This window comes from Wolbachia endosymbiont (group A) of Lasioglossum morio (genome assembly GCF_947250585.1).
Taxonomy (GTDB): Bacteria; Pseudomonadota; Alphaproteobacteria; order Rickettsiales; family Anaplasmataceae; genus Wolbachia; species Wolbachia pipientis.
Window position 1 is genome coordinate 679,985 of record NZ_OX366327.1, and the last position, 20,437, is coordinate 700,421.

Here is a 20,437-nt window from a genome sequence, read left to right on the forward strand (position 1 = left end):
TATTAGCTCACCACAGTAACCGCACCATGGCAGTGTTTGTATTTCTTTCCGGAGTTGCAAGGACATTTGTCGTTTCTTGAGACTTTGGGAAGTCTGCTATTTCTAGCAGAATGTAACCTATTGCCTATCTCTTGGTTGTCTGCCAACTTAAAGTGTGCTAAGCGACGAATGGTGAGTTCCTTCCATTTTTCAAGCATTGACTCAAACATCAAGAAAGCTTCGCGTTTAAATTCATTCAGTGGATCTTTCTGCCCCATGGCACGTAAGCTTATGCTTTGTCTTAGGCTCTCTAGAACTGAAAGGTGCTCCCTCCATAAATGATCGAGTGTCATGATCATCATTTGCTTCACGATCGTATTCCACAAATCTGTAGTGTGCTGACTGTTGAAATATTTTTCTTTCTCAGTAAAGAATTCTTGTATCTTATCATTTATATAATTCAAAGCTTCTTGTTTGTTTAAAAACGTTGCTAAATCTTCTTTATCGAGCGTTATTCCATACCTTGTATGGAATTCTTTGACTATATTTTCAATATAATCCTCATAATAGCCACTTTGGATTATACCTTCTACTACGCTCTCATTTACTTCGCTATATACTTCAAGTAAATCATTAATTTCGTTGCCTAAGATATTGTTTCTCTGTTTAAAAATAACTTTACGTTGGTTGTTAATTACGTCATCAAACTTAAGCAAAGACTTCCGCACATCATAATTTCTAGCTTCAACTTTCTTTTGCGCTTTCTCGAGTGCCTTATTGATCCATGGATGATGAATAGCTTCGTTATTCTTTAACCCTACTTTTTGTAAAAAGCTTCTCATTCTATCAGAACCAAATATTCTCATTAGGTCATCTTCAAGTGATAAAAAGAACTTAGAAAGTCCAGGATCACCCTGACGGCCAGAACGGCCACGTAATTGATCATCTATTCTCCTGCTTTCATGTCTTTCGGTTCCAACCACACATAAACCACCAGCTTTTATAGCAATTTCCTTATCTTTTTTTACTCTTTCAACTATTTCTTGGTATTTTTTTTCTCTTTCATCAGCATTTTTTATCTTCTTTAGCTCCACCTTTGCAATCATTTCAGCATTTCCACCAAGCTGAATATCAGTTCCACGTCCTGCCATGTTAGTTGCTATAGTGATACTACCTGGCACTCCAGCTTGCGCTATTATGTACGCCTCTTGTTCATGATAACGAGCATTTAATACTGAATGCTTAAGAGAATGGCTTTGCAAAAGCGCAGAAAGCTTCTCAGAGTTTTCGATGCTCACCGTGCCAACAAGGACCGGTTGAAGGCGTTTGTAGCATTCTTCTATAAACTTCAACACAGCATTAAATTTTTCCTTTTCTGTACCGTAAATTTCATCATCAATATCAACTCTTTTTACAGGTACATTGGTTGGAATTTTTACTACATTTAATCTGTATATATCACGAAACTCTTCTGCCTCTGTTGCTGCTGTTCCCGTCATTCCGGAAAGTTTATTGTACATACGAAAGTAATTCTGAAATGTGACCGATGCTAAAGTTTGGTTTTCATGCTGAATTTCAAGATTCTCCTTCGCTTCAAGTGCCTGATGAAGACCATCGGAATATCTCCTGCCCTCCATCATACGCCCAGTAAATTCATCAATAATCACTACCTTGCCATCCTTTACTATATAATCTTTATCAGCAGTAAACAGCTTATATGCACGTAATGCTTGGTCTATATAATGAGTCATTATCATGCTGTCAGTATCATAGAGCGAGGAATTTTCAGGAATGAGATTGTATGACCTTAGTAGTTCCTCCACTCGTGAAATACCATCTTCAGTCAAGAATACCGTTCTACCTTTTTCATCTACTTCATAATCGGAGTCAACTAATTTGGTTACTATTTTATTGATATGCTTATATATCTGATTGTTTTCCTCAACCGGGCCAGAAATAATAAGCGGAGTGCGAGCTTCATCAATGAGTATTGAGTCCACTTCATCAACTATTCCGTAGTGAAAGCCTCTCTGAACCATGTCTTCTTGAGAAAATTTCATATTGTCTCGCAGGTAATCAAAGGCAAGCTCGTTATTTGTGGAATACACGATATCTGCACTGTAAGCCTCTTTCCTCTCTTCGTCTGTCAAGTTATTCGTAATAAACGCAACAGAAACCCCAAGAGAATTATATAATTTGCTCATCCACTCTGTGTCTCGTTTTGCAAGGTAGTCATTAACAGTTACGACGTGTACGCCTTTCCCTTCTAAGGAATTTAGATATGCTGCTAAAGTTGCAACGAGTGTCTTTCCCTCTCCTGTTTTCATTTCTGATATCATACCATTGTGGAGCACCATTCCACCAATCAGTTGAACATCAAAGTGCCTCATGTTAAGAAACCTTCGAGAGGCTTCACGCACAACTGCAAATGCAGGTACGAGAAGATCATTTAACGTTTTCCCATTTTTCAATTCTTGTTTGAATTCTTCAGTTTTACCAGCAAGCTCCTCATCAGATAAACTCTGCATTTCTGTTTCTAATGCATTTATTTGCTGAACAATTTTCCTAAAGGATTTTATTATCTTCTTATTTGTTGACCCAAATATCTTTCTTATAAAAAAGAATGACAACGTAAAAATGAAAAATATAAGAATGGCTGTCAAAATTAGCGGAGAATCTAGCATAAACTTAAGTAAAGTCTTATTTAATATGAGATTATATTACTAAATGCAGCCTACAGCAATTACATATTAGATTTGGGGAGTCTTTGGAAAGTCTTTTTTAAATCAAGAATTAAGAGTTTGCCAGGCAATTCCTACCCTCGAAGGCCTTTCTATCAACACATAAAGACTCTATTGCATTATTTTAGGTGTTTGGTAATCTTTAATTCTAGATCAAACAAATTTATAGCAGCCTGTATGAGGTAACTAGTTATGCACGGTAATATCTACCAGCTAAAGGTATTGATGCTATTTTTGCATCGAGGAGTGCTCTATCAGCACTCTTTTCGCTTAGGTACAGAAATAGAAGAGGCCAGAAAATTCGATGATTTAGTATTTGAATGTACCCAAGGTAGTAAGAAAGTATACCGTTTTTTGCAGGCTAAACACACACAAGATGAAGATAACAAGAAAATTGGAGTAGGGAACTTACTTACAAAAGATAAAAGTGGTGAGTTTGGATTAGCAAAGTATTTTGTTTCTTACCTAAAGATCAAAAATAATCAAGATTTTGCAGATGGTAACCTGAAAGATTTTATTATCTGTACTAATATCGATTTTGATCTGGATCAAAGCACAGCACGAAACACAGTGAAGAAGTTGAGGGTAAAAACTTTAGGACCAAACGAGGAAATAGAAATTTTAGTTGAAGTAATCGACACTAGTGATGTCTTTTTTAAAGATGGTGGCACTAGATATAAGTTCTCTTATATTCACAATAACATGATTTCAGTAGTGCAACCAGCATTTGAAAGTGCTGTAGAAGAAGCGATGGAAGAATTAGAAGAGGAGATAAAAAAACTCCAAAACAAGCCAGATCAGAACTCAAAAAGGAAATTGGAAAGAAATCAGACGTGGCAACGTGAATTTGGACGAATGATGAATGAAGGTAGGTTGGAAGACAATATAAAAGAATTTTTTGATAAGTTAGTATTTGCAGTAAATCAGCCCAATGAAATAAAACTAGCGGATATTATCAAAAGTGAGCTAGGCGAGCAATTTAATGATATTGATAGACAGAATGTTTACGCTCGCTTCCAAGAAAAAATGCTAGATTGGTTGAAAGAAAAAGGGAGACGTTTTCTTACACATGAAGACGGAAGAGAATTCTTTCGCAAGATGAAAGAAGAAATCTTAGGAGGCTTTCGATTTGAGGTGAGAAATCCAGTAGGATCGTTCACTGGAAGGACAGAAGAATTACGAGAACTACACAAATTAATACAAAAAAGTCAAGGTGTAGCCACAGTAATATCGCAACTGGTTTCTATTAGTGGGTTGGGAGGAATAGGTAAGACTGAGCTGGCCAAAAAATATATTGAAGAACACAGTAAAGATTATGACAACAATATTATATGGATAAAAGCTGAAACCCATGAAACCATGGTGCAGTCTTTTCTCAGGTTAGCTAGAGATCCTTTAGGCATTCCTACAGAAGATAGGGATATTGAATCTATTGTAAGAGACATATACGCTTTTTTCGCCAAGAGAAAAAGTCTCTTTGTTTTCGATAATGCAGAAGAATATAGAAGTGAAGGTCAAGATGCTGGTATTAGTCAATTCTTACCGTCCCACTTTTTATCATCTGATGATAATAAACCTAGTGTTTTGATTACCTCTCGTAATCAGAAATGGGGAGATATAAAATCATTAACATTGGGTGCATTTACTGAACCAGAATCAATAGACTTTATTAGAAAAGCATTAGGTATAAAAGATGGGTCACAAGAAAATGAAATAAAGAATTTGGCAGAAACATTACAGCATTTTCCTTTAGCTTTGCAGCAGGCAGTTGCATACATAAAAGAAAGGGATATAGCATTAAAGAATGTAGGCTTGAAGTTTGAAATTAGTGATTATTTAAAGAGATACAAAGAGGAAGCAGAAAAATTACTTGATTTTAAGTTTCCTAAAGACAGCGACAATAGCTACACCAAGACAACTTTTATAACCTGGAGAATTACTATTGATAAAATCAAAGATAACCCAGAGTATGGTCAGCAAGCCAAAGAAATCTTGGATATCATTGCCTATATTGCTCCTGACAACATTCCTGCAAAAATGTTTTTAGGGGTAGAACGCAATGAAGAAAAGTTAGGTGATGCTATCCAACTACTTAAACAATATTCAATGATCAACTCAGGAGAAGAGCAAAGCTCAGTCAATATCCACAGGTTAGTACAGCAAGTAACAAGAATAGAGTTGGAAAAACAAGATAAAGAAAAAGTTGTGGAAAAGACTTTTGAATTACTGAGAGAAAGCTTTCCTTATGGCAGTGATAAATTAGAAGATTATGCTAAGAAACGACAATTATTACCACATTTAGAAGCATTTTTATCACATATAGATAACTGGCTAAAAGAAAATCCTTTAAAAAAACAAACAATAGAGAAGGATTATCTTGAAGATTTGTTAATATGTATGGATGATGGATACCATGACTTGGGTAATCCCAGAAGACAAAAGGAGTTGCTTGAGCGAGTTTTACCTATTCAAGAGAAACATTACGGCCCTGATCATCCAGAAATTGCTATAACACTGGCAAACCTAGGTAACGCTGATGGGACTTTAGGTGATTCTCAGAAAGCGAAAGCGTTGCTTGAACAGGCTTTAGCAATCAAGGAAAAGCATTACGACTCTGATCATTTTGAAGTTGCTAAACTGCTGGCAAACCTAGGTAACGCTTACGGGTATTTAGGCAATTATAAGAAACAAAAGGAATTGCTTGAACGAGCTTTAGCAATTCAAGAGAAACATTGTGGTTCCGATCACTCTGAAGTTGCTAGAACACTGGCAAACTTAGGTAACGTTTATGGTGCTTTAGGTGATCCTCAGAAACAAAAGGCTTTACTTGTGCGAGCTTTACTTACTTTTGAGAAACATTATGGCACTGGTCATCCTGAGGTTGCTAGAACACTAATAAGTTTAGGCACCGCTTATAGGGCTTTAGGTGATCCTCAGGAAGAAAAAGAGTTGCTTGAACGGGCTTTACCTATCTTTAAGGAATATTATGGCTATGATCATTTTGAAGTTGCTAAACTACTAGCAAACCTTGGTATCGCTTATGGTGCTTTGGGTGATCCTCAGAAAGAAAAGGAGCTGCTTGAACAGGCCTTAACAATTAAAGAAAAATATTACAACTCTGATCATTTTGAAGTTGCTATTACACTGACAAACCTAGGTATTACTTACGGTACCCTAAGTGATCCTCAGAAAAAAAAGGAGTTGCTTAAACGGGCTTTACCTATTTTTGAGAAACATTATGGTTCCGATCATTTTCAAGTTGCCATTATATTAGTAAACCTAGGTGAAGTTTATAGAGATCTAAGTGATCCCCAGAAAGCAAGAGAGTCGCTCGAATGGGCTTTACCTATTTTTGAGAAATACCACGGCCATGACCATTTTGAAGTTGTTAAATTACTGGCAACCCTCGGTATCGTTTATGGCACTTTTGGCGATCATCAGAAAGCAAAAGAGTTGTTTGAACGAGCTTTACCTATTTTTGAGAAACATTATGGCTCTGGTCATGTTCAAGTTGCCAAACTACTGGCAAATCTTGGTATTGCCTATGGCGCTTTGGGCGATCACAAGAAACAAGAGGAATTGCTTGAACAGGCCTTGCCTATTTTTGAGAAACATTATGGCCCTGATCATCCGGAAGTTGCTAAACTGCTGGCAGAACTAGATGACATTTAGGTTTTTAGCAATGCTAAATTAACAACAACTCATTGAGCTACACTTCCAAAACTAATCTATTTGGATCTTCTATATAATTTTTTATTTTAACAAGGAAAGTAACTGCTCCTTTGCCATCAACTATTCTGTGATCATAAGAAAGAGCAATGTACATCATAGGTCTGATCTCTACTGCATTACCAACAGCAACTGGCCTGTTTTGTATTGAATGCATTCCAAGTATTCCAGATTGCGGAGGATTTATTATCGGAGTAGAAAGGAGCGAACCATATACTCCGCCATTTGAAATGGTAAATGTTGCACCTTCCATTTCTGATACTTGTAATTTACCTTCTCGTGCTTTTTTGCCAAGAGCAACTAAAGTCAATTCAATTTCGGCAAATGACATCTGATCGGCACTCCGAATAACCGGCACAACAAGGCCTTTGTCAGTGCCAACAGCAACACCTATGTCATAGTAATGTTTATATATGATTTCATCGCCTGAGATTTCAGCGTTAATTTCAGCAATTTCTTTCAATGCTTGCACCGCTGCCTTTATAAAAAACGACATAAAACCAAGTTTTATTCCATATTTTTTTTCAAAGGCGTCCTTATATTTTGCTCTTAGACCCATGACATTTTTCATGTCGATTTCATTGAACGTGGTCAGTATTGCAGCAGTATTTTGCGATGCTTTCAAACGAGCGGCAATTACTTGCCTTATTTTGCTCATTTTTACTCGTTCCTCTCTTTGCTCTCCACTTACTACACTTTTTGGCAATTCATATTGTTTTATTGCAGGTTGTTCAGCTTTGTTCATATGGCCTATCACATCTGCTTTTGTTATTCTGCCTCCCATGCCAGTTCCTTTGACGCTTTCTGCGCTGATTGCATTTTCCTCCATAATTTTGCGGGCTGAAGGAGCATCTTTTTTAGCAGCACTTTCGCTTGTATCTTCTTTTCTTGCTTCCTCTTTTACTTCTCCCACGGAAAGCTTCGCTAACAATTGATCAGGGCTTATTACATCATCTTCCTTTACAAGAAATTCAGTTATTTGCCCTGAAGCTTCTGCAGTTAATTCGAGTGCTGTTTTGTCAGTTTCAATTTCAAAGATCAAGTCATCTACTTTTACTGCTTCTCCAATACCCTTCTTTATTTTTACTATACCTTCTGTAACTGATTCACCACCAAGAGTTTTTGGTGCTCTGATTTCTATAATTTTGCTCATAAAACAACTTCCGTATAAAACTTTCTATAGATTTATACATGAAAAGAGACATGTAATAAACTAATAAATTCATTGAGGCTCTTATCATTTAGAAGTGGACCACAACTCCCAAATGTCATTCCAGCGCAGCCATAAAAATTCCTTGACAAACTCCGCCAGCCCCCTTATCATGATAGTGAAGCTATTGTATTTGCTTTCGCCAATCTGCAGATTAAAAGGTAAGGATTACTTAATGTATCGGCGTCTTATGTTCAATTTTTTGCAGTATATAGATACTGTATGTCTTTACAAAACTTCATCTACATCTAGATTTTTATCTAAATAAGCTGAACGCGCTTATAAAGCGTTACAAGACATCAAAAAATGCCAATACTCGACAGAGATAGTAAAAGACTAGCTAACTCGGGGATTCTTTGTCTTTTTTTCTGCTTAGTAAATTTCTTAAACATTTGCAGCGTAGGTTAGTTGCAATTAAAAGCAGCTAAATCTTGCTTGTCAAGCGTTTAAAACATAAAAAACGCCAATATTTTAAAGCAGATAATAACCCCAGGGCTTCTTTTGCCTTTTTTTTCGTTTGGTAAATTTCTTAATATTTATGGCTAAACGACAACCGTCATCCCGCTACGTGTTAGCGGGATCTAGAGATACCGTGACGGTATGACGGTTCGCAGTGGTATGACGATAAGGTTTATACCTTGTCATGCAAGTACTAGAATCCAGTAAGCTTATTTATGCATATAAAAGGTTATTATTTTGTAAAGTCAAAGTTGCTTTTGGTTTTAAGTTAAAGTACAATAAATGCAAAGGTTTATATAAACTGGATCCAAGTAGTTAGCTACTTGAATGACATCAGACAAACAATCGTACACATGCTAGTCAAAATAGGCACCAGAGGAAGCAAGCTTGCAGTTGCCCAGGCTTTGGAAGCAAAACAAAAGTTGCTGGACTCTTTTCCTAACTTATCTATTGAAATTGTTAAGATAAAAACTTCTGGAGATAAATATGCAAACGCAAATCTTGCTGAAATAGGAGGTAAAGGATTATTCATTAAAGAAATTGAGGCTGAATTGCTTGAAAATAATGTAGATATGGCAGTTCATTCGCTAAAGGATGTGCCTGCGTTTTTCTCAGGGGGTTTAACAATTCCTTGTGTTTTAGAAAGGCTAAGTCCATGCGATGCGTTTATTTCTCATAAACACAATAGCCTTGAGTCTTTGCCACAGCAGGCTACTATTGCCACTTCTGCAATAAGAAGAAAAGTTCAGTTACTAAATTTTAGACCAGATTTAAATATAGTACCGCTACGTGGAAATGTAACAACTAGATTGCAAAATCAAAGTTTTGATGGAATAATTTTAGCTGAAGCAGGACTCATAAGATTAGAAAAACATCACTTAATTACAGAGGTATTGCCACCAAAAGTTATGTTAAGTGCAGTGGGACAGGGAGCGATTTGTATTCAATGTAGAAGGAATGATGTAAAAATTATCGATCTTTTAGAGAAAATTAATAATAATATGTCTTTTATAAGAGTGAAATCAGAGCGCAGTTTTATGAAGACAGTAAATGGTTCGTGTTTCACACCACTTGCAGCTTTGGCTGAATATGTGAGCGAAAATATGCTACACCTTCGTTGTATGTTAGCAAGTGGAAAAAATATATACTTCACTGAGCGCACTTCATTTATAGAAGATGCGGAGAAAATGGGTATGGATGCAGGATTAGAGTTGAAATCAAAATGCTTATAAGCTTACCTAAAGTACGTGGAATCTATCGTTATGATGTCTTAATGTCTAAAGCGACGTGGTTAAATGTTGGTGGACGAGCTGATGTATTATTTAAACCATGTGATATTGAAGATTTAACATACTTGATTAAAAATACTGAACTGCCAGTTAGCGTTATTGGTGCAACATCCAACATAATAGTGCGAGATAGTGGCATTCGAGGAATAACAGTAAAATTAGGTAAGGAGTTTGCATATATTAAAAGTAAGGGTAACAACTCTATTGTAGCTGGGGGAGCTGTGCTGCTCAGCAACCTTGCTCACTTTGCGGGAAATCAGCAGATTAGTGGGTTGGAGTTTCTAGTTGGAATTCCAGGAACAGTTGGTGGCGGAATAGAAATGAATGCAGGTGCATATGGTAGTGATATCGCAAGTGTTGTACAATCCATAAAAGCAGTGAATCTAGAGGATGGAAACCTATATGAGTTCTCCAGCGAAGAAATGGGGTATTTTTACCGTGGACATAGCCTAAAAGGAAATTGGATTTTTGTTGAAGCTGAGTTTAAAGGAGTAAACTCAGAGTATGAGCTTATACTGCAAAGGTTAAAGGAAGTTATTGAGAGGAAAAATAAAAGCCAGCCAATAAGAGGAAAAACTGCTGGGTGCATATTCAAAAATCCAAAAAACTACCGAGCATGGGAGTTAATTGATAAATCTGGCTGCCTAGGGTTAAATATTGGTGGAGCTAGAATCTCTCAGAAACATTGTAACTTCTTGCTCAATTACGATAATGCAACTGCATCTGACTTGGAAAACCTTGGCAACAGAGTAAAAGATGCAGTAAAGGATAAATTTAATGTTGAACTTGAGTGGGAAATAAGGGTTTTGGGTAGCTATTAGATAGTTTTTATAGCTTATGTATATTCGTTCAGGAGAACGGCAAATAAGGTAAACAAGTAATCTAAAAAAATAATCATAGAGAAACCGTGAGGTAATGTGGTTAATCTTGTAGAACTTTGCAAGAATCTAGAGAGAAAAATAGCAAAGTTAGAGGTTGTCCACAAACCAAGGAATACGTAGTATATAAAGAAAGAATATTGAGGTAAGAGATGAGGAAAAAATATCCAACAGATTTAAGTAAAAGGGAGTGGGCAAGAATAGAAAAACACTTCAGAGTATCGTACAAGAAAGGAGGAAGGCCACCAAAATACAGTAAGTGTGAGATAGTAAATGCAATTCTTTATATACTGCGCACAGGATGTCAATGGCGCTATTTACCACACGATTTTCCGCCGTGGAAGGCTGTGCATGAACAGTTTAGAAGATGGAAAAAGCAGGGAATTTTTGAGAAAATGAACTATGATATCACTAAATATAGTAGGTCAAAAATGGGAAGAAATGAGGAGCCGAGCGCATGCATAGTGGACAGTCAATCGGTAAAAACCACGGAAAAAGGGGGGTCAAAGGTTATGATGGTGCGAAAAAGGTAAAGGGGAGAAAAAGACATATAATCACAGATACTCAAGGATTTGTGCTTGGTTGCTATGTAGGAGCTGCAAGCGAAAATGACAGAGATGGGGTGAAGATGGCATTGGACAATATGAAGGAAAAATACAGCAATATTAAGAAAATGTGGGCTGATATGGGATACCAAGGAAAAGATTTAAAGGATTACGTAAAGAGAGAATATGGGATAGATATTGAAATTGTCAAAAGGCCTCCATGTAGGTTTTGGGTGCATAAAGATACACCACTAGAACTATTGCCACAACGGGATCCTGGATTTTCAGTACAGCCGAGAAGGTGGGTGGTAGAGAGGACTTTTGCTTGGATCAATAGAAATAGAAGGCTATCAAAGGAGTACGATTTACTTACAACATCTACTGAAAGTTTCATATATCTGGCTATGAGTAAAGTTATGTTAAGTAGGGAATATGCTTGATTTACTGGTTTGTGGACAACCTCTTATACCAATTCTCATTATTAGTGAATCAAATAAGCGATATTGTAGAGTTATTTAATTGTGGAGTGAGAAAGAAAGGCAATAGTATGGCTTTTTTTCCATTGTTATCTATCCGTTTATTGTGCAGTGGGAATTGGTATTAGCTGAACGGACACTATTGTTATACTATATCTTATATACAATTGTGCAATATGGACAATGGCAACAAATTTACTAGCGAAATTCAGTGATTTATGATTGATAATTAAAGTTCTTAATTAGTAACCGTTCACACTTAATTCTTCAATCTCACTAATAGAAAGGCCAGTAAATTTGACAATAGTGTTGACATCAACATTGTTAGCCAGCATTGCTTTTGCGACTTCGATTTTTCCTTCGATTTTTCCTTCAATTTTCCCTTCCTCTTTACCGATTTTGATGCCTCTTTCTTCGCCAATTTGGATGCCTTTTTCAGTAGCAAGGTCAAGTCTGTATTCAAGAATGGCTTCTTCTTTCCGTAGATCCATTATTCTTTCTTCATAAGCTACTAAATCTTTTTCATTCCAGCTAAACCTGTCTAATTCATCGTAGGCTAACTTTATTATTGGTGCTTTTTCTGCTATTTTCCTTAAGTCTTCTTCCGTAGTTTCATCTGCATATTTGAAGAAAAATAACCAACGATCCACTATGCTTTCTAGCTGTTCTTCCTTATTCTTAGGAAATTTAGGTAGTTCAATAAATACAAATTGAAAATCTTTTAAGTCATGCTCATTGGTTTTCTCATCTCTTATAGTGTGGCTGGATATATAATCAAGCTTATCAGGAAATAAATTACAATTAGAGATAGCAATAAAGAAAACCTTCTTTAAATCAATGTACTTACCAGATTTATCAGCTTGCCTTGAGTAAGCCTTAGCAGCATATAGTTGAGCTCGTTTTTCGAAGCCTTTATCGCGAGTGAGCTGCATTTCAATCACATACCTAGCCCCACTAGAGTCCCTGCAAAGAACATCAACTATACTTTGCTTATCAGAGGCAATTTCAGGATCCATTATAGTACTGAGGAATTCCACTTCTTGTATAGTATTTATCTCGGTAAACCCTAAAATATCATTCAAAAAATGTATGAGAATATTCTTATTTTTTTCAGTGCCAAAGATTCTTTTAAAGGTTAAATCCAGCTTAGGGTCGAGAAACTTAGATAAAGCCATAGCCAAAGTGCTTAAAAATATTAATAATTATACACTATTATTAACAATTATTCAACCATATTTTTGAAGATAGCTATGCCGCCGCGAACCGTCATACCGCCGCGGTATCTCTAGATCCCGCTAACAAGCAGCGGGATGACGAATTACTTAACCGTCATACCACCGCGAACCGTCATACCGCCGCGGTATCTCGGCATAGATTCCGCTAATTAGTAGCGGAATGACGATTGTGTATCGTGTTTTGCTAAAAATCACAGAATGCAGTCTGGTTACCTTATTAGAAGTTTAGCTTTAACTTTAAATGGACTACTCAACCGTGACAGACTTAGCTAAATTTCTTGGACAATCTGCATCTAACCCTTTTTTTGCTGCAGTAAAGTAAGCAAGGAATTGCATAGCAACACTGTAGATGATTGGAGAGATAAAATTATCAGTGTCTGGAAGTTGCACCACATCTGCGCAAACTCCCCTTAGGAATGGCGCTCCTTGTTTATCACTGAAGGCAATTACTTTGCCTTTTCTTGCAATAATCTCTTGTATATTAGATAGCGTTTTCAAGAATAAACTATCATAAGGGATAATTGCTATAACAAGCACAGTAGAGTCTATTAAAGCAATAGAACCATGCTTCATTTCTCCCGCTGCAATACCAGTTGTATTGATATATGAAAGCTCTTTTATTTTCAATGCGCCTTCCATTGCAACTCCGTATGAACTTCCTCTGCCGATTAAAATAACGTTATTGTGTTCTAATATACTGCCCGATATATGTTGTATTTTCATCACATTTAAAACATGCTCAACATACTCGGGAATAGAATTGATAGCACTGCTTAGCTGTTTTATTCTCTCTCCACCCAGTATACCTTTTATTTTTCCAAGCTCCACGGCAAAGCATGCTAAAGTTGCAAGTTGCGCAGAAAAGGTTTTTGTTGAAGCAACACCAATTTCTTGCCCAGCAAGAGTATGTAACACAATATCTGAGATCTTTCCAATGCTGCTGCTAAATGTATTAGTTATACTTATGATTATTTGCTTCTGTGATTTCGCATAACGTAGCGCTTCTATGGTATCTGCAGTTTCGCCAGATTGAGAGATGAATAACCCAATGCTGCCTTCTTCCAGCTTGACGTTGCTATACCTAAATTCTGATGAGATTTCTAGATATACTCGAACTTGAGCGACACTTTCCAGCCAATACTTTGCTATTAGCCCAGCAAAATAAGATGACCCGCATCCAACTATAGTAATGTAACTCAGCTCAGAAAACAATTTTTTGTTAGCAAATATTACCTCTTTATATTGCTTGTAAAATTGATTTATTGTTTTGTTTAATGCACGCGGTTGCTCAAAAATCTCTTTTAACATGAAGCTAGGGTAACCATTTTTGCTAATTAGAAAATCACTTGGACTACTATTTTCTATACTGCGTTTAACTTGTGTACCATTGTTGTATATACTAACTCCACTAGATTTTATCACTGCAATGTCATCATCTTCCAAATGCGATATTCTTTCCACAAATGCACTTAAAGCATTAGAGTCAGATGCAGCAAACACTGTGTTACAGTTATAGCCTATTGCTAAAGGCAAATTTCTCTTCGCAACAAATAAGGCGTCTGGATATTCTGCAAATAATAAGACCAAGGCAAATGAGCCGTGTAGGTTGTTTAAACACTTAAATAGAGAATCAACTGGCGACAATCCTTCATCAAGATATAAGGTTAGCATGTTTGGTATGATCTCTGTGTCAGTGTCAGTATGGAATGACATGCCCCTTTCTTCTAGGCCCTTTTTTAGCAGATTGTAATTCTCAATTATGCCGTTATGAGCAACAACAACATTATTTGTACGAATGGGATGAGCATTTTTAAGGCCTGGAACTCCATGTGTAGCCCAGCGAGTATGTGCTATACCAACTGTACTGTGAGACATCTTGCTGTCATCAACAACTTCACATAACCTTTCGACTTTACCTTCTGATTTTTTGACTTCTATCTCGCCTTCATTATTTATGATTGCTATACCTGAAGAGTCATATCCCCTATATTCCAATTTTTGCAACCCAGTTAGTAAAGTTGGTATTACTGAATCACCGCTACTTACTACACCAAATATTCCACACACAACCAAATGAACCTTTTTTTAGAGTTATGAGGCATTTTTACCTTTATCGTCTTTTCCCTTTATACTTTCCTCTGGTTGATTTTTATTTTTTCTATCATTCTTTTCGATTTTGCCTTTTTCAATTGGTTTAGCTGCTACTTTCTGAGCTTCTTTGTTTAAAACTTCAGATATAGCGGACTTTAGGACTTTCACCTCAACTTTTGGTGCTATTTCTATTATAAATTGTGCATTTACTTCATCAACTTTATTAACTTCACCTATTATTCCACCAGAAGTAATGACTGTATCACCACGTTTTATTTGATCTATCATCCTTCTATGTTCTTTTAGTTTTTTTTGTTGTGGGCGAATAATGAGAAAATAAAATACCACAAATATTAAAATCAATGGAGTAAAACTAGCAAAAGATGCGCCGATACTTGATGTATTGCTAGTTGCATCTGCTGCAAAAACTTCAGAAATGAACATATTTAATCCTAATTGTTAACGATAAAAATAAACCTATTTAAGTATTAATTGCAATACCATACCATGTCAAGTTTGGTGAAAGCATTTCTCAATACCGGTTGCGAATTCTAAGTTATGCTAAAACTAATATGGCGGGAGTGATGAGACTTGAACTCACGACCTCATGCGTGACAGGCATGCGCTCTAACCAACTGAGCTACACCCCCCTAATTTCTTTTTAGCGTTTTCGGGCTTCGACTTTAAAGCTAATAAACATGTTGCCCTTTGTCAATATTTTTTGTTTGCGCTTTGCTGTCTTTTCTATTACTATGTAAATAATTTAATTTCACACATGGCTTGTACAAGTAGTCCCTTTAGGGCAATGCCATGGAAGATAAACTATTTGGAGGAATAAATATGGCAAGTTTGCCTGAAGTCACTGTGCGTGATTTAGCCGGGTCTGGTGTACATTTTGGTCACAAAATTAGTCGCTGGAACGCAAAAATGGCTCCATATATATATGGGGTACATCAAGAAAATCGTATACATATAATTGACTTGCGAAAAACATTACCATTGCTACAGGTGGCCATGAAGGCTTTATATGACGTTGCATCTCAAGGTGGTCGTATTCTATTTGTTGGTACAAAATTTCAAGCTTTTGATATTATTGCAAGTGAAGCGATTCGTTGTGGTCAATATTATGTGAATCATCGATGGCTTGGCGGTATGCTTACTAATTGGGACACTGTTTCTTCTTCGATAAAAACCTTGATGCAATATGAGAAAATATTAAATGACGAGGATAGCGTTTTAACAAAGAAAGAATTGGGGAACATTGAAAAGAAAAAGCAAAAGCTTGATAAGGCGCTTGGCGGTATTAGAGAAATGGGAGCAATTCCTGATATCTTATTCATCATTGATACTAATAAAGAGCATATAGCGGTTAAGGAGGCTAAAAAGTTAGGAATTCCAATAGTTGCAATACTTGATACTAATTCTGATCCAGATGGTATTACTTATCTAATACCTGGAAATGATGACTCAAGAAAATCAATAGAGCTCTATTGTAAATTAGCTACCGACTCTATATTAGCTGGAATAGAGTCTAGTCTAGCAAGATCTGGAGTTAAGATTGATGATATAAGGGGTGATGAGTTTATTCAAGAAAAAGAAGGTGGTATTGTGCAAACTAAAAGGAGACGTAGTAAAGTTTACAAAGAAGAAGAAAGGGAGGTAGTAACAAATGAAGATGAATCCAGATGATATAAGAGAATTACGTGATAGAACAGGGCTTGGCTTAAGTGACTGTAAAAAAGCATTAGAAGAATGTGATGGTGACATTAAGAAAGCCGTTGATAAGTTACGTACAATAGGTCTTGCTAAAGCTGACAAAAAATCTGATAGAGTAGCTTCAGATGGGCTCGTTGCTATGTGTTTGACTGAAAATTGTGGTGTATTGATTGAACTCAATTGCGAAACCGATTTTGTTGCAAGGAATGAGAAATTTATAGAGTTAGTTTTAAATTTAGCATCAATTGCTCATCAAGAACGCTGTACTAGCGTTGATGAGTTAAAAAATGCCAAGTATGAAAGCATTGGCACAGTGCAGGAAGCTATTATGAATGGTACGTCAGTTCTTGGTGAGAAGCTAGAGTTAAGCAAGCTTTGTTACTTAGAAGCTAAGGATGGAGTTGTTGCTGGCTACGTACATGGTGATGCGCATGGCTTAGGTAAGATTGGTGCTTTAATTGCATTGCAATCATCTGGTGATAAGGCGAAGCTACAAGAGATTGGGAAACAAATAGCTATGCATGTAGTTGCTATGAAGCCTGAAGCCTTGTCTATAGATGATTTAGATCAAATGAAGTTGAACAACGAACGTTCTATAATTGAAGAGCAAGTGAGGAGCTTAAATAAACCTGAAGAAGTAGCAAAAAAAATAGTAGATGGACGAATGGCTAAGTACTATGAAGAAGTTGTTTTACTGGAGCAAAAATTTATAAAGGATGATAAGATGAAGATTTCTGATTTTATAAAATCAAGCGAGTTGAGTGCTGTTAAACTCTCTAATTACAAGTTACTTGTTTTGGGTGATGCAGATTAAATAGCAAAAAATGTTTATTTCAACAAATGAAAGAAGCGAAATAAAATATTCCAGAGTGTTATTTAAAATCTCTGGTGAGGCTTTGATGGGATCAAAGCAATTTGGTCACGATATGGAGACTATAGGTGAGTTATCTAAAGGCATAGTTGAAGTTTGTAATCTTGGAGTTCAGGTATGTATTGTTGTTGGTGGTGGTAATATCTTTCGTGGCACATCTGCGTCTTTAAGTGGTTGTGAAAGAGCAAGCAGTGATTATATTGGAATGCTTGCAACTATAATCAATGCTTTAATTTTACAAAACTTTTTAGAAAAAAATTTAGTAGCTTCTAGGGTATTATCTGCAATACCCATGGCCACTGTATGCGAACCTTACATCAGAAGGAAAGCTATTCGTCATTTAGAAAAAGGTAGAGTGGTAATTTTTGCAGCAGGCACAGGCAATCCATTTTTTACTACAGATACAACTGCAGCTTTACGTGCTGTTGAAATGAATTGTGATGTTATTCTAAAGGGTACGCAAGTAAATGGTGTATACTCCGCTGATCCGAAAAAAAATGAGGATGCTGTAATGTATGATAGGCTTTCTTACACGGATTTGTTGACTCGTGATTTAAAAGTTATGGATGCATCAGCAATTTCACTTGCTCGTGAGAATTCTATTCCAATTATAGTTTTTTCTTTGAAGGGAGAAAGAATAGTCAATATTATTAAGGGTCAAGGTACTTATACTATAATTTCAGATTGTAAACATTAGGTAATTTATGTTAAATGAAATAAAAACTAAAACAAAGGACAGGATGCTAAAAACTATTCAGTCCTTTCATGATGATATTAAAGGTGTACGCACTGGTAGAGCTAGCGCATCGTTGCTTGATGGTATAGTTGTAAATATCTATGGTGGACATCAAAAGTTAAATCAAGTTGCAGGCGTTTCGGTTATAGATAACAAAACCCTATCAATTAAAGTTTGGGATATTAATGTTGTTGGTGAAGTGAAAAATGCTATATTAAATGCCAACTTGAATTTAAATCCTGTTGTTGAGGGCAATACCATACGTATAGCTCTTCCGGACTTAACACAAGAAACCCGTGAAAAATTAGTGAAATTATTGCATCAGTTTGCTGAAAATGCACGGGTTGCCATTAGAAATATACGTAGAGATATTATTGAAGAAATAGAAAAAATGAAGGAAAATAAAGAAATCTCAGAAGATGATTTTCATGGCACTAAAAAGGAAATACAAAATATTACTGATGATAATATAAAAAAGGTTGATGGTGAATTGTCCATCAAAGAAAAGGATATATTGCATCACTAAGTTAATATGAAAGAAACTTTCAGTAGTGAAAAAGAAAAAATTACATGCAAGGGTGCCATGGAGGTAGCAGGCACACAACCGTACAAACGTTGCAATATTGCACAATATTATACAGTAAATGATGTCATTCCAGTGCCCTCTTTTTTGTCATCCCAGTGCGTGACACTGGGATCCAGCTTTTCATACAATCTCGTCAAAAACGTTTGTTTTAGCATAAGACAGCTATTTTTATGCTTATCAGCTCAGTGTGCTCACTTGCAATCAAATTTCTGGATTCCAGTGTCGGGGCACTGGAATGACACCCTCCTGGTAGCACAATGTTCGTATAGCTGTGTGTCAGTTACTTTTATGACATCGGATGAACTTTAAATGTTGAATCAAGAATCTTTACCGAAACATTTAGCAATTATTATGGATGGTAATGGTAGATGGGCAAACAATCAAGGAAGAGTAAAAATTGATGGTTATAAAAAGGGCAGTGAAGTTGCATACGATATTGCCAAGTATTGTACGGACCTAACCATACCCTACTTAACTTTGTATGCATTCTCTATGGAGAATTGGCTTAGACCCAAAAACGAAACTGACTGTCTATTTGATTTATTTTACTCCGTTTTAACTAATGAAGATAAAGTCAATTTCATTTGCAACTGTAACATTAAGTTGAATTTTATTGGCAATTTAAGTCTGTTATCCAGTAAAATATTGGATCAAATTAAAAAAGCAGAAGAAATGACACATAAGAACGATGGTTTATTACTCACTGTGGCAGTCAGTTACGGAGCAAAGCAAGAAATTACACAAGCTATAAGCAATATTATAAAAGAAAATATTGCTTATGTATCAGAAGAGGAATTTGAAAAATTTCTGTATACTAAAGATTTGCCAAAATTGGATTTATTAATTCGCACTGGCGGCGAAAAAAGGTTAAGCAACTTTTTATTATGGCAAGCAGCTTATGCTGAATTGTATTTTTGTGATACTTTATGGCCTGATTTTTCTTGTCAAGATTTGAGTAAAGCATTAGAAGATTATACAAAAAGAGAGAAAAAATATGGTAGATAATAATTTTATAATTAGAATGTTGTCCTCAATAGTAATATTATTCATATTTTCCTTTGCTACATATTTTAGTGATTTATCGTTTTACCTATTGATTTTTTCAATAGCAGTTTTATCTTCTTTTGAATGGTATAATCTAACCCAGGGAAACAAAATTTTATACGTTTTTGCATTATTATTGATTGCACTACCAAGCGCCTCATTAATATATTTATATAATCTACCACAGGGAAAATACGCATTAGTATGGTTCGTCTTAACCATTTGGGGAATTGACGTTACTGCCTACCTGTTTGGCAAGAATTTTGGTGGAGCTAAAATTTGCCCAATTATTAGCCCTGGAAAAACTTGGGCAGGACTTCTTGGTGCGATTTTAGCTGGAGTAGTGTGCACAATTTTTGGATCAATATTTTTTGGTCTATTTTCAATTTTTTATTCTCCAATCATTGGCCTTGCAATTGCTATTCTAGCGCAACTTGGCGATTTCACTGAGTCGCTTGTTAAAAGAGCTTACGGTGTTAAAGATAGTGGAAATATGATACCTGGCCATGGGGGAGTGCTCGACCGTATGGACAGTTTCATTTTTACTGCCCCTCTTATTGCTATTTACATAAGCTAAGTCTGCAGAAGAAATAAAGTGCCATTAGAGATCATCCCTAGTCAGCTCCCCAACCGCTTCCACAGTACAGTCATGGACAAACGTCTTTTCACAATAAGGGCAGGCTATTTCCTCTTCTTCTCCCATATCTAAATATATTAATGGATGGCCGGAACCCTCATCATTCTCATCACCATGACAACAAACTTTTCTATTATTAACCCTCACTTTTGACATGCTGCTCCTTTAGCTTATAACATTTTATATATTGAATATACCCATTCAGAAATAAAAAA

At 36.1% G+C, this 20,437-nt stretch carries 17 protein-coding genes and 1 tRNA gene; 11 read left to right on the forward strand and 7 right to left on the reverse strand.

Translation table 11 applies throughout. The annotated features are described in order from the left end of the window. Window positions 1-2 precede the first annotated feature (2 nt). Window positions 3-2,663: a preprotein translocase subunit SecA gene (gene secA / locus OOK89_RS03390; protein WP_264718690.1), complete on the reverse strand. Its 2,661-nt coding sequence runs from the start codon at window positions 2,661-2,663 to the stop codon at window positions 3-5. Window positions 2,664-2,912: 249 nt separating this feature from the next. Here secA and OOK89_RS03395 point away from each other — a divergent pair, with 249 nt between their 5' ends. Continuing rightward, window positions 2,913-6,392, forward strand: coding sequence for a tetratricopeptide repeat protein (locus OOK89_RS03395; protein WP_264718692.1), 3,480 nt, complete (start codon window positions 2,913-2,915; stop codon window positions 6,390-6,392). A 37-nt stretch (window positions 6,393-6,429) separates the two neighbouring features. On the opposite strand, the gene odhB is transcribed toward OOK89_RS03395, so the two are convergent. Further along, complete coding sequence (odhB, locus tag OOK89_RS03400) at window positions 6,430-7,602, reverse strand: 2-oxoglutarate dehydrogenase complex dihydrolipoyllysine-residue succinyltransferase (RefSeq protein ID WP_264718693.1); 1,173 nt, start codon at window positions 7,600-7,602, stop codon at window positions 6,430-6,432. Between the two features lie 869 nt (window positions 7,603-8,471). Here odhB and hemC point away from each other — a divergent pair. The 3 genes from hemC to OOK89_RS03415 all read left to right on the forward strand — a co-directional run bounded on the left by hemC (window position 8,472) and on the right by OOK89_RS03415 (window position 11,270). Further along, a complete protein-coding gene (hemC, locus tag OOK89_RS03405) occupies window positions 8,472-9,350 on the forward strand; it encodes a hydroxymethylbilane synthase (RefSeq protein ID WP_264718694.1) in 879 nt (292 codons plus the stop codon). Further along, window positions 9,341-10,228, forward strand: coding sequence for a UDP-N-acetylmuramate dehydrogenase (gene murB, locus OOK89_RS03410; protein WP_264718695.1), 888 nt, complete (start codon window positions 9,341-9,343; stop codon window positions 10,226-10,228). The genes hemC and murB overlap by 10 nt, the downstream gene beginning before the upstream one ends. A 209-nt stretch (window positions 10,229-10,437) precedes the next feature. Continuing rightward, window positions 10,438-11,270 (forward strand): IS5 family transposase gene (locus tag OOK89_RS03415; RefSeq protein ID WP_264718686.1). Its coding sequence is split into 2 segments (ribosomal slippage): window positions 10,438-10,804 and window positions 10,804-11,270, totalling 834 coding nucleotides; the frame shifts between segments, so codons are not numbered across the junction. Window positions 11,271-11,548: 278 nt separating this feature from the next. Here OOK89_RS03415 and OOK89_RS03420 read toward each other — a convergent pair. From OOK89_RS03420 to OOK89_RS03435, 4 genes are all read right to left on the reverse strand, one after another. Further along, complete coding sequence (locus OOK89_RS03420) at window positions 11,549-12,481, reverse strand: Rpn family recombination-promoting nuclease/putative transposase (RefSeq protein ID WP_141457147.1); 933 nt, start codon at window positions 12,479-12,481, stop codon at window positions 11,549-11,551. Between the two features lie 306 nt (window positions 12,482-12,787). Then, on the reverse strand, window positions 12,788-14,608 hold the full coding sequence (gene glmS, locus OOK89_RS03425; protein WP_264719314.1) for a glutamine--fructose-6-phosphate transaminase (isomerizing): 1,821 nt from the start codon (window positions 14,606-14,608) through the stop codon (window positions 12,788-12,790). 24 nt (window positions 14,609-14,632) lie between these two features. Further along, window positions 14,633-15,076 carry a preprotein translocase subunit YajC gene (gene yajC / locus OOK89_RS03430; protein ID WP_264718697.1) on the reverse strand — a complete coding sequence of 148 codons (444 nt, stop codon included), beginning with the start codon at window positions 15,074-15,076 and terminating at the stop codon, window positions 14,633-14,635. Window positions 15,077-15,205: 129 nt separating this feature from the next. Continuing rightward, window positions 15,206-15,282 (reverse strand) — tRNA-Asp (locus tag OOK89_RS03435). A 190-nt stretch (window positions 15,283-15,472) separates the two neighbouring features. Here OOK89_RS03435 and rpsB point away from each other — a divergent pair. Genes rpsB through OOK89_RS03470 form a run of 7 tightly spaced genes read left to right on the forward strand, consistent with a single transcriptional unit; the run spans window position 15,473 to window position 20,162 of the window. Next, window positions 15,473-16,321 (forward strand): 30S ribosomal protein S2, encoded by an 849-nt coding sequence (rpsB, locus tag OOK89_RS03440; protein ID WP_264718698.1) that lies wholly within the window; start codon window positions 15,473-15,475, stop codon window positions 16,319-16,321. Beyond that, window positions 16,302-17,162: a translation elongation factor Ts gene (gene tsf, locus OOK89_RS03445; protein WP_264718699.1), complete on the forward strand. Its 861-nt coding sequence runs from the start codon at window positions 16,302-16,304 to the stop codon at window positions 17,160-17,162. Before rpsB ends, tsf begins: the two co-directional genes overlap by 20 nt. A gap of 16 nt (window positions 17,163-17,178) precedes the next feature. Then, window positions 17,179-17,916, forward strand: a complete 738-nt coding sequence (pyrH, locus tag OOK89_RS03450) for a UMP kinase (protein ID WP_406719771.1) — start codon at window positions 17,179-17,181, stop codon at window positions 17,914-17,916. A gap of 7 nt (window positions 17,917-17,923) precedes the next feature. Beyond that, window positions 17,924-18,481: a ribosome recycling factor gene (gene frr / locus OOK89_RS03455; RefSeq protein ID WP_264718701.1), complete on the forward strand. Its 558-nt coding sequence runs from the start codon at window positions 17,924-17,926 to the stop codon at window positions 18,479-18,481. Window positions 18,482-18,487: 6 nt separating this feature from the next. Then, the gene (locus tag OOK89_RS03460; protein WP_264718702.1) at window positions 18,488-18,850 is read left to right on the forward strand and encodes a hypothetical protein; all 363 of its coding nucleotides are present in this window, start codon (window positions 18,488-18,490) and stop codon (window positions 18,848-18,850) included. Then, a complete protein-coding gene (gene uppS / locus OOK89_RS03465; protein WP_174515980.1) occupies window positions 18,851-19,546 on the forward strand; it encodes a polyprenyl diphosphate synthase in 696 nt (231 codons plus the stop codon). It abuts the gene before it with no gap. Then, on the forward strand, window positions 19,536-20,162 hold the full coding sequence (locus tag OOK89_RS03470; RefSeq protein WP_010082212.1) for a phosphatidate cytidylyltransferase: 627 nt from the start codon (window positions 19,536-19,538) through the stop codon (window positions 20,160-20,162). The genes uppS and OOK89_RS03470 overlap by 11 nt, the downstream gene beginning before the upstream one ends. A gap of 24 nt (window positions 20,163-20,186) precedes the next feature. Here the strand turns inward: OOK89_RS03470 and OOK89_RS03475 are convergent, their stop codons facing one another. Then, window positions 20,187-20,378, reverse strand: coding sequence for a zinc-finger domain-containing protein (locus OOK89_RS03475; RefSeq protein ID WP_151808017.1), 192 nt, complete (start codon window positions 20,376-20,378; stop codon window positions 20,187-20,189). Between the last annotated feature and the right edge of the window lie 59 nt (window positions 20,379-20,437).